This is a genomic window from Aliikangiella coralliicola, from assembly GCF_007004725.1.
GTDB classification, from domain to species: Bacteria; Pseudomonadota; Gammaproteobacteria; order Enterobacterales; family Kangiellaceae; genus Aliikangiella; species Aliikangiella coralliicola.
The window spans coordinates 141309-152855 of sequence record NZ_ML660169.1; the positions used below are offsets into that span (position 1 = coordinate 141309).

The following is an 11547-nucleotide window of genomic DNA, read 5'->3' on the forward strand; positions in this document are numbered from 1 at the left end:
TGCGAGAAAACAGAATTGAAAAGTCGAACCCAAATTTTATTGACACTTTGATTAACCTGAACTCGAAAATAAGAATTCAGGTTGATAACCTCCTCTTATTTATCGCGCAATCTTGCCGCTACTGGTTTTGAAAAATTAAATCCATCATGTTTATCCCAATTGATAGACCAGGTCATTACACCGCCAAAAGTTGGGTGAACACCACCGGCATCAAAAGAGTCACAGCTAGTACCGAGCATGATGCAATCGAGTGACGCGACAATGTTAGCGATACTCGCTTGCCCGGAATTAGCAGAGCTGGGGCCGGAAGGAAGACCTATCGCCACCTGATCAGCGCGAAGTGGTTGAAATTGAGAGCCGTCAGCCAACTCAAATCCTTCGATTAACATTCGCGAAGCCGCCACCATCATATCGATAGAACCTTCTGGTGCGACGCCAGATGTGTAAGGATTGGTTAAGCCACCATTGTTATAGAGTTGGACATGGAGCAGGTCGAGATCGCTACGCAATTCATCAATCAACGGAATATATGCTCCCCATATTCCTGAGTAAGCGACCATCCCGCCTTGAACATAAGGGTGTTCCGGTGCCATTGAAAGATACATTTGACCACCAATATTAGATTGGATTTGCTTTAATGCACCGGGTAAGCGCGCTTGAATTTGCGAACCGTGGATCAGGTTTGAGCCGCTTTCTAAATCTACATCCAGACCATCAAATTTCCATTCTTGAATAATCTGAGTAAGACTGCTGACAAAATTAATCTGGTCAGAATCAGTATTCAAAGTAATAGTCCCTTCTGCGCCGCCAAGGGACAATACTAATTTCTTCCCTCGCGCCTGCAGCGATAAAATATCCTGTTTAAATTTATCAGGATCAATCGCGTCACAAGTGCTGTGAATATCTCCACTGTATAAATTAAAGTGAACCGTTCCGTTACTGTTTCGATCATTATCTGCAAATGCAATGACGATGACATCCCAATCGTCGGAAACCTCGCTAAGGTCCATTGGACACCCGGCACCGTTCACAAAATTGTGCCAGTAGCCTACTAAGACATGATCATTGATTTGCTGATCAACAACTTGAACGCTCACCGCAGTCGACGCAGCAGAATTATTCTGGTCATCTGTTGCCTTAACATTAATGGAATAATTGCCAACCTGCCCAGTCTGCCAGCTAGCGGAGTATGGTGCACTCGTATCACGGGCAACCTCGGCCCCGTTAACCATAAATATCACTTCGGTAATATTGCCTGTAATCGACGAAGCGTCTGCTGTGATGGATATTGCCGTGTTTTGCTTAACAACAGTTCCGTTAGATGGTGAAGTAATGCTGGCGACAATTGGCTCTTCACTCACAGTCACCATGACACTAGAAGGATTGGATAACCGACCTTCGTTATCAGTTGCTAACGCCTTCACTTGGGTTTCCCCTGAACCGGACGCTGTCCAGCTCGCTGCATAAGGCTTGCTAGTATCAACCGCGACAGATTGATCGTTAACAAAAAACTCAACCTGGGTAACCGTTCCATCCACGTCATTCGCCGTCGCCTGCAAGTTAACCTGAGCGCCGGCAAGCACAACAGCATTGTCGGTCGGAGAAGTTAAAACCACTTCAGGCGCAGAACCACACTCTCCTTCATCGGTCCATGCTTGTTGCCAGTGTGCGCCGACACCCGGCTCGTATGCCCAGGCCGCGTTAGACGAACACCAGCCGGCAATATCACACCGATACAGATGATTGACATTAACCACCTGGTCGCCGGCGCTATAATTACCACCAACCTGGTAGGCAGGAACATCAGCGCACTTTCCTTGTCCGTTACCATCATTCACGGTGATATTGGCAACGAGACTATTGGTCGTCGCACCTTTGTCGTCCAGAGCACTGGCCCTGACTTCATGAGTTCCAGTTTCAGCCAGCCAGCTCACCGAATAGGGGGCTGTTGAATCAGACGCTAACAGCGCATCATCAATGTAAAAACTCACAGACTCTACTGAACCATCGGAATCACTGGCGTTAGCCGATACAGTGACAGAATCACCAACGTTAAATTGACTCCCGTTAGATGGACTGGTTAGCGTAATCGTTGGTGGAACATTCGTGGTATCGCCCACATTAACAACCACCGAAGCACTAGCCTGCGCACCCGCATCATCTGTTGCAACGGTTCGAATTTCAATTGACCCATCTCCACTAGCAGTCCATTCATAGGAATAAGGTGCGCTATTAATTTTCGCGACGCTTGATCCCGCAACAAAAAATTCAACTGATTCAACATTTCCATCTCTGTCGCTTGCGTCCGCGCTTATGACAACGCTGTCACCAGCAGCGTAAAAAGAACCATCGTCAGGCGACAAAATAGAAACCGAAGGTGCTTGATTTTGATCGTCACAGGGACCATCTAGTTTCCAATGTTCCCATGGCCCTGAGGAAGTTTCTGGATTGTTACCTTGTGTCCAATAGTTTGCCGAGTAGGCGTTACTGCTATATTGAACTCGGTCTCCACCGTGATAAACTTTGTTACTTTGCCATTGTTCGAGATTAACGCAAGATTCTGCAGCTTGTGTCATAAAACTGAAAAAATAAAGTCCTATTATTAGCTGCGCTGTTCGCAAGATTCGTTTTACTAAAAGATTCATAGACTCCCCTTTTATTTTGATTTGTAATATAAGGAATTACTTGGATATCAATTAAGTAAAAGATAAGTGGTTTGTTTTTCCCTTGCACCAAACTGTCTGATAATCTTATTGTTTTATTTAAAACGGCTATTTTATTTAAAATGATTATCTCGTTTAAAAGGATTTTTTTGATTAAAAAAGATAATCACTAATTTCAAAAACCTGACTTTCAAAACCTGTTATCCCGAATTTCGATATCAAAGTGCCCTGCCCTAGCATACGCCGATCTTATTTTTGAGGCTAGACTAATTGGTTATGTCATCATTTGCTGAGACTCAATGCCTCTTTTAAAAAGAATCCTTCAAAATGACAGCGCTATCTCACAGTCAAATATATTGTAAAAATCGACAGATAAAGATGACTGATCGCTTTGTTATTTCTCAGCCTGTTTCACTAAAATTAACGCAATGATTTTACATCCGATAATACACGGAAAGATTTCAATTCAGGCGAATTAAGTCACATAATGTTGGGCAACCAGGTCTCACTATTTTCAAGCAAACCTTAATTAGTCAATTAACCACTTCCGAGTCCTTCAGTGACATAATCTAGATCCGCAAAAACCACTAATCCCACTTTAATTCGCCGATACATCTGATACAATGAGATAGTCATTTTCCAGATCTGAAAAAACAAGGTTTGAATGGTCACTACGCAAATAACGCCGAAACAACTAAAAACCCTGGAACGTCAGGGCGAAAGATACAAATCGATCATTCGAAAATTTATTAATCGACTCCCGAGTAATGCGCGTTCTGTGACCGGACTTGGAAAATGGTTTAATATCAGCCGTTCAAACAGCCAGAGAGTTTTGCAGGTTTTAACCTCATCCGATGGATTGGAAGTTATTCAACTGATGCCCTCCCCACAGGGACTTCACAAGTTTGTCAGAGCAGTCATTGAAAAAGATCCTGAAACGCCGCACTTAATTCAACTCAATCAAATGATAGGGCAGTTTGAAGCTTTATTGATCGACTTTGGGATTAGCCATAATCAGCTAAAAGTTCAATTAAAAGAAGACAAAGCTTTTAATCGCACCCTTGAGCCAGACGAAAATAATAGCAAAAGAAAAACTATTTTCGAGTTGAACAGCCAGTTAATTGACGAATCAGTTACGCTCAATCTGGGTATAGATTGCTCCGTGATTAACGATTCAATCCCTGACTACCTATCGGAAGTTGTGCTTGCCAGTCGACGTGGCTTGAAGTTTGGTTCAAGAGCACGGCCTTATATCCAACCCTTTGTCGGTAATGAAAGAAACTATCAGTTAAACCAGCCCAAATTGATTCGGAGCGAACAACTTCAGCATTCAGCAGAAAAAACTTCGCGCCAATTTTTACTCACAGACTATTCCTCTCCAAACATTGAAAGCTGTTTCCGGGGACTCGGTCCTGACGGTAATAAAATCATTTATGACATCAAAGAAATGTCACAAGGGCAGCATCTGCTGGATATAACTCTCAGCCATATCGACCCTATTTCTGAACCTAATCCCTTAAGCCAACAACACGACATTACCATTCATGGCGTTGAATGCAGAAACCCGTCTCAAAAAATTGTATTGATATCGTTACTAGATAAAAGGCTTGCCACCAACTCCATTGCTAAAGCAGGAAACTACACAACTAGCTACACCGCACAAGAAAGCGGCTTCTTCCCTGAAGAAATCTGGAGTGATCGCTTTTCTAACAATATTCAGCTAGAAATATTCAATCCGGGTGAAACGGACCTGGCAACTAAACTTCAAATTCCTGAACTCAACTTGCTACTCAATGCAACTGCCAGGGCCAATAATCGAAATCTTAGCGATTTAGTGGGTTATTATATTGTCGTGGATTATCCGTTATGGTTTACTACCTACCGAATTTATTTTGAGTATGGGTAACTCAAAAACTCGCAGAAATTAATCGAAATTTTCACAAAAACTTCGATAAAAATTATAACAGTGAATAAAAACTCATCAGCTTTCCGAACAGTCGGTTAAAGTCTAAAAACTCCTAATCTCAATAGAATAATATCACGTCGAATTAGCGATTATACGACAACTTAAAGTAGGTTTAACTTATTGAATTATATACTTTAAACTAAAGTTTCGCCGAATTCGCCTAATTTTTCACCTAACCTCACAGTGCGATAAAAACAAGTAAATAATACCATTATTTTGCATGCAAAAATGACGTGCTATCTGTGCAATATTTAATCCATACTGGACCGAGCCATATCTGAGAATGTTTTATAAAAATTCTCAAAATGATGGCAAATAATTATAACAGTTACACAAAAAACAGGTACGCCATCCCCGGTACCAACAAGACAGGAACCAACAATGACGTTTATTAATAAAAAGAAAATCCTTGTAGGTGGACTGAGCTTAATTAGCGTAATGGTAGGCAACGCGCTCGCTCAAACTCCCTCTCCGATTGACGAAGGCATCACATTTGAAACATCTGCTGCTGACGTAGCAATGAACGCAGCGGTCAACAATGCTGTCACCGACCAAATCATCGTTAAGTACAAAGAAAATGGTCTGTCGACTCTGAACAGCCAAATGGCACAAACCACTCAAAATGTAGTAAGCCGTTGGAGTGCCAATATCGGCCGTCAACTTAACGCCAAAATGGTTAAGAAAACGCCACATGGTGCTGGTGTATTCAAATTAGACAAATCGCTATCACAAAGCGATCTTAACAGCCTTATCGGCGAACTTCAGGCTGACTCAAATGTTCTCTACGCTGAGCCAGATTTGAAAATGTACCCATTGGCAACGCCGAACGATACTCATTACAACCTGCAATGGCATTACTATGAAGCGACCGGCGGTATGAACATGCCAGCTGCCTGGGACGTCACTCAGGGTGAAGGCGTCGTTGTCGCAGTTCTAGATACTGGTTATCGCCCACATGTGGACTTAAATGCCAATATTCTTCCTGGGTATGACATGATCACCGACGTCGCTACAGCTAACGACGGTAACGGTCGTGATTCTGACGCTAGAGATCCTGGTGACGCAACCACTACCGGCGAGTGTGGAAATGACCAAAACGGTAACCCGCTTCCAGCACGTAATTCAAGCTGGCACGGAACTCACGTAGCAGGAACTATCGCTGCAGTCACCAATAACAGTAGTGGTGTTGCTGGTGTTGCTTACAAATCAAAAGTTGTTCCAGTTCGTGTACTTGGTAAGTGTGGTGGATATACATCAGACATCGCTGCAGGTATCGTCTGGGCTTCTGGTGGCAGCGTTTCAGGCGTACCAGCCAATGCTAACCCAGCCAAAGTTATTAACATGAGTCTTGGTGGTGGTGGTTCTTGTAACACGACTTACCAAAACGCAATCAATACAGCTAGAAATAACGGTGCAACTGTTGTTGTTGCGGCAGGTAACTCAAACGCCAACGCTGCTAACTTCACACCGGCAAGCTGTCCTGGCGTTATCAACGTAGCAGCGACTAACCGTGCGGGCGGACGCTCTTACTACTCAAACTATGGTGCATCTATTGATGTTGCAGCACCAGGCGGAGAACTAACTCAAACAACTTCGAGCAACGGTGTTCTTTCAACCTTGAATTCAGGAACCAACGGCCCAGCTAACGATAATTACTCTTATAGTCAGGGTACATCAATGGCAGCACCTCATGTTGCCGGCGCAGCTGCCTTACTTTATGCAGTAAAGCCCAATATCACGCCAACAGAAGTAGAGAATGCGTTAAAAAATACTGCACGTAGTTTCCCTAGCACCTGTTCTCAGTGTGGTTCAGGAATTGTTGACGCTAAAGCAGCTATCGATTCTGTCTCAGGCGGTGGTGGTGGTAACCCTCCTGGTGGAAACGAGCTTGCAAACGGTGTTGCTAAAACTGGATTGCAAGGTGCTCAAGGTGCTGAATTGCGTTACACCTTTAGCGTACCAGCAGGCGCAACTAATCTGAAATTCGCAATGAGCGGTGGTAGCGGTGACGCAGACCTTTATGTCAGATTCGGTAGTCAGCCAACAACCGGTACTTATGACTGTCGTCCGTGGAAAGGCGGTAATACCGAAAATTGCGACATTTCAAATGTTCAAGCTGGTACTTATCACGTGATGGTTCGAGGTTATAGCAGCTTCTCAGGCGTTAGTTTAACAGCCAGCTACACAGAAAATTCTGGCGGTGGTAACAACGGTGGAACAGCTAACTACAACAGTCTTTCTGGCTCACAAGGTGCGTGGAAACATCACCAGATTACTATTCCTGCAGGTATGTCTAGCTTAGTGGTTAACATGTCAGGTGGTAGCGGTGATGCAGACCTTTACGTTAGACAGAGTTCTCAGCCGACGCTTAGTTCTTACAACTGTCGACCATGGAAAAACGGTAACACAGAAACCTGTACCATAAGCAATCCGGCTGCAGGAACCTGGTATGTTAGCGTCTATGGCTACCGCACTTACTCAGGCGCTAATGTTAGTGTTGAGTGGAAGCCATAATTCCATCGCTCTAAACTTCTGTAAACCCATGGTTTACAACCAGGAAAAACCCCGTTAACTCGGGGTTTTTTTATGGCTTTCAGTAAAACTTGTCAAAAAAAAGCCGAAAAACATTCCAGCATAAAAATTTGCTAGAACAAAAAGAAATTAGCCTGTTTTTCTCAAGATCAATCAACGCAAGCCTTATATAATTAATCTAAATTCAGGTTAATTAATCTGTTTATCTTTCGCAAACAACAGTTTCAACAAAACTTCAAAAAATAAAACGATAAGCATGCTGATTTCAGACAAAACTAATGAAAAATATTAACGAGACACTAGAGAAAATTTTACAAAAAGTTACACCGCTAATCGGGCAGGGAAAAACTGCTGCCTATATACCTGCACTAGCAAACATCAACCCCAATCAACTCGGCATCGCCATCTGTGACATTAACGGAAAAGTTTATAGCGCTGGAGATGCCAATACACCTTTTTCCATCCAAAGTATCTGCAAAGTATTTACGCTCTCTCTCGCATTAAAAATTTATGATAGTGACATTTGGCAAAGAGTTGGACGCGAACCCTCCGGTCAAAAATTTAACTCGTTAATACAGCTAGAATCTGAGCAGGGAATTCCCAGAAATCCATTTATCAACGCAGGTGCATTATTAATTTGCGACATGCTGGAGTCTCGCTGTTCGGCACCGAATTATCAATTGCTGGAGTTACTAAGAAAACTCTCTGGAAATTATCGTATTAAGACCGATGCCAAGGTAGCCCGTTCTGAAATGCAACACAGCGCAAGAAATGCCGCCGTGGCGTATCTAATGAAATCCTATCAAAACTTTGATAATAACGTCGAAACGGTATTAGAAAGTTACGCACACCACTGCGCGATAGAAATGAACTGTATTGAACTAGCGAAAGCGAGTATTTACCTGGCAAATAAAGGCAGCTCTCTCGACTCAAAAGTTCAAGTATTGTCAGCCGAACATGTTAAAAAAGTGAACGCAGTGCTAGCAACCTGCGGTCTTTATGACGCTTCCGGTGACTTTGCTTTTCGAGTTGGATTACCGGGAAAAAGTGGCGTTGGCGGCGGAATTATCGCCATTATTCCCGGCCGTTATTCTGTGTGTGTCTGGTCGCCAGAATTGAACGAAGCGGGAAACTCTCTTGCCGGTACTGCAGCCCTTGAATTACTTTCGCAAGCTTTGGATAGTTCAGTATTTTGATTAAGACTGGCAGTTTAACTAACCAGGTGAGTTCAACGTCAATCATTTCATCAAAATAGATAACCAGAGTAAAAGTTAAGCGATTAATCTAATTGTTAAATTAATCATTCTTGACTATATTTTATTGGATAACTAACTATCGACTAATAATTAATGAAACTCTTCGACATATGAAAAAAAATCGGCAACTTTCTGCGTAAGGATTAAGAGGATTAAGAATCAAACAAACTCTTAATTACTACCAATGACCAGTTACCCAAAACTCGCCAAGTTAACAATAAAGATATCACTTCTATTTGTTTTCTCAATCCATGCAACTCCCAACCAGGATCTCTTTGTTCTGTCTCTTGAAGAGCTAATGAATATCAAAGTTGAAGTCGCATCTGGTTTCAAAGAAAACATTAATCAGACTCCCGTGCCGATTTAAAATTAAATATTTATTCAAACCAATATACCAATGTTGTTTTTCGTGACAATAATGCGTCACCCGATCAACCTTTTTACAGCAGCACAAGAAAACTAAACACTACCGGTCTCGAACAGGAATGGACTTATCGCCAATTAACTTAGCAGGCGACAATTTTCCAGCTCAAGGGGTCGAATTTCCCTTGCCGAATAATCGCCTTGATAGTGTCTACCTGTTTAATGCAAACCTGCGCTGGGAACTACCGCTTAACCAGCTAAACCTCACTTTCAATGTTCAAAACCTGTTCGACAAAAAATGGTTTCAGGGAGGAACAACGGTAGTTCCCTATCCTCAAACCGGTCGCTGGTGGAAATTAGGATTTAATTTCCGATTTTGAAGTGAATGTTTTGTTTGATGCAGCTTTAAAAAAAGCCCAGTCTAATTAACATCAGCTAGGGAGAGGAAATGCTAATCAGACTTTTCCCAAAAAGCGGGTGGGCCTACAGGTAAAACAAGTTCAAAACTTTTGACAGTAATTTATAAAGTACAAGCCCCTTCATCAGCCCACCAATCAGGCGAGGTTTCAGGATTGTTGCCAGTGTTAAACCACCATTGAGTGCTGCGGTAAATTCGACCGTTGTAGCTCACCCGTTGATTTTGCGTATAGGTTGAGGTCGCATTCCATGCAGGTTCGCTGCAAGTTCCGCCACCATCAGAAGTCACCGTAATAATGCGAGAAGCCGAATGAGTTGCTCCATCGTCATCCGTCACTATCAGGGTAACGGTGTAATTGCCCGCCGACGTAAAAGTGTGTGACGGAGAAATACCTGAAGCAGTATTGTTATCCCCGAAATTCCAGCTATAACTCACAATATTGCCATCAGAATCGGAACTTCCACTACCGTCAAAATTGCACGCCAACTGGTTACAACTTTGGCTAAAGGAAGCCGTTGGCGCTTCGTTTTCTCCACTGCCATTATCGACCTCTGCCGCCAAACTCACCGTGATATTGTTTGTCGCTGCATAAGCACGAACGCCAATGTAATAACGCCCCGTCTGCAAATTGTTGATGGTGCAAGTTTCATTACTCGATGAGGTATAACCGCGACAGTCGTAACTTTGCGTGGTCGGCTCAGTGTCAAAACTGACGTAAAGATCAGCATCACCATTATTAGCAGCCGTGGTCACGGTGAACTGCGAGTAGTTGCCATCATTATCAAAGTAATACCGCTGCCACATATTTTGTGCCAAAGAATTGATGTTGACGGCATCCCCGTCTTTTAGTTCACCTTCATTTCCTCCGCCGTCAGTAGCAACGGTTACTGACTGAGAAGTACTGTTAGTCGCCCCGTCATTATCTGTGACGGTCAAAGTGATGATGTAAGTGCCCGCCGATGCATAATTGTGCGCAGGCGCTACACCACTAGCGGAACTATTATCACCAAAATTCCAGGCGTAACTTGTGATGCTGCCGTCACTATCGCTACTACCTGCCCCATCGAAATTGCAAGCCAGTTGATTACAGCTTTGGGTAAAGGAGGCGGTTGGAGGAGCATTGCCGCCACCGGTTAGAGAATCGATAGCCGCTTTCACATCAATACGACCAGCTCCGGCCATGTTGGGACTACCGATATCAACCGCAGTATTGGCTAACGCCTGACGAACTTGCAAAGGACTCAAATTAGAATTAGCACTTAAAATCAGCGCAGCGGCACCAGCCGCATGAGGAGACGCCATGGAAGTGCCACTTTTGGTTGAATAACCGCCGCCAAGATCGGTCGAATAAATATTCGCGCCAGGCGCAGTAATTTCACCATTTTGTCCAACGCCAGTGAGTGAATCATTTGAATTACTCTGGTTAACCGCAACCACACTTGAAAAAGCAGCCGGGTATTTAGGTGAGTTGCCATTGCCATCGTTACCTGATGCCGCAATCAGAACAACGCCAGCATCGTATGCAGCCTGGTGAGCCGACTCATAATTACTGTTCGTGACATTTGGATCACCATAACTCATATTAACGACACGAGCGCCCTGATCAACACACCAGTCAAGCGCTTCCATGAATGTACTTTGCTGCACGAAAGGCCCGTTAAATACATCGGCGTTGAGAATATCAGCATCAGGGGCAACTCCCACTACCCCGCCATTGTTATCCAGCGCCGCAGCAATTCCAGCGACGTGAGTGCCGTGACTGTCCGCGCTTAAGCTACCCAGCCAGGCATTTTGTGCGAGCACTTTATTCGCAAATTCCTGGTGGTTAGCTTGTACACCACCATCAATTATACAAATCCGAATATTGTTCCCGGTGTAGCCATCACTCCACACTTCCGGCGCTCTGATTTTGGCAACCCCCCAGCCAGGATCATCTGCCAACTGTTGTTCTTCGGTGACAGGTATCACTTGTTCCACCTGATGGTCTGGTTCTACGACATAACCCATGTTTCTTAACATCTGAGCCTGGGACGGTGTCATGGTGACAAAAGAAACAGGCGCTAATAACTGAAGCCCACCGGTCAAATTTCCGCCAATATCGCTGACATCAACGAATAATGTATTTCGGGCCTCTTCAATTTGAAATTTGCGAACATCCATTTGCATCAAACTTTGGGTTTGCAGCGAAAAAGACTGCAATTGTGTATTTTGTCTGGATACCGTATACGGCCGCTCCTGCTCAGCCATAGAAGAAAAACTGAAAGACAATGCGACTGCTGATGCCACTAAGCTAAATGATTTAAAACCTACCGCTCTATCACTATTTGTTTCGTTCTTATTTTTCATAGA

General features: G+C 43.7%; 6 protein-coding genes. 4 read left to right on the forward strand and 2 right to left on the reverse strand.

Translation table 11 applies throughout. The features are described from left to right. Positions 1–95: 95 nt before the first annotated feature. Complete coding sequence (locus tag FLL46_RS21385) at positions 96–2645, reverse strand: Ig-like domain-containing protein (RefSeq protein WP_142933542.1); 2550 nt, start codon at positions 2643–2645, stop codon at positions 96–98. A gap of 682 nt (positions 2646–3327) precedes the next feature. Here FLL46_RS21385 and FLL46_RS21390 point away from each other — a divergent pair. From FLL46_RS21390 to FLL46_RS21405, 4 genes are all read left to right on the forward strand, one after another. After that, positions 3328–4569 (forward strand): hypothetical protein, encoded by a 1242-nt coding sequence (locus FLL46_RS21390; RefSeq protein WP_142933544.1) that lies wholly within the window; start codon positions 3328–3330, stop codon positions 4567–4569. Positions 4570–5010: 441 nt separating this feature from the next. Then, the gene (locus FLL46_RS21395; protein WP_210418780.1) at positions 5011–7143 is read left to right on the forward strand and encodes a S8 family peptidase; all 2133 of its coding nucleotides are present in this window, start codon (positions 5011–5013) and stop codon (positions 7141–7143) included. A gap of 296 nt (positions 7144–7439) precedes the next feature. Then, positions 7440–8357: a glutaminase B gene (gene glsB, locus FLL46_RS21400; protein ID WP_142933546.1), complete on the forward strand. Its 918-nt coding sequence runs from the start codon at positions 7440–7442 to the stop codon at positions 8355–8357. Between the two features lie 545 nt (positions 8358–8902). After that, positions 8903–9160 (forward strand): TonB-dependent receptor, encoded by a 258-nt coding sequence (locus FLL46_RS21405; RefSeq protein WP_142933548.1) that lies wholly within the window; start codon positions 8903–8905, stop codon positions 9158–9160. 140 nt (positions 9161–9300) lie between these two features. Here the strand turns inward: FLL46_RS21405 and FLL46_RS21410 are convergent, their stop codons facing one another. Beyond that, the gene (locus FLL46_RS21410) at positions 9301–11544 is read right to left on the reverse strand and encodes a S8 family serine peptidase (protein WP_142933550.1); all 2244 of its coding nucleotides are present in this window, start codon (positions 11542–11544) and stop codon (positions 9301–9303) included. Positions 11545–11547 lie beyond the last annotated feature (3 nt).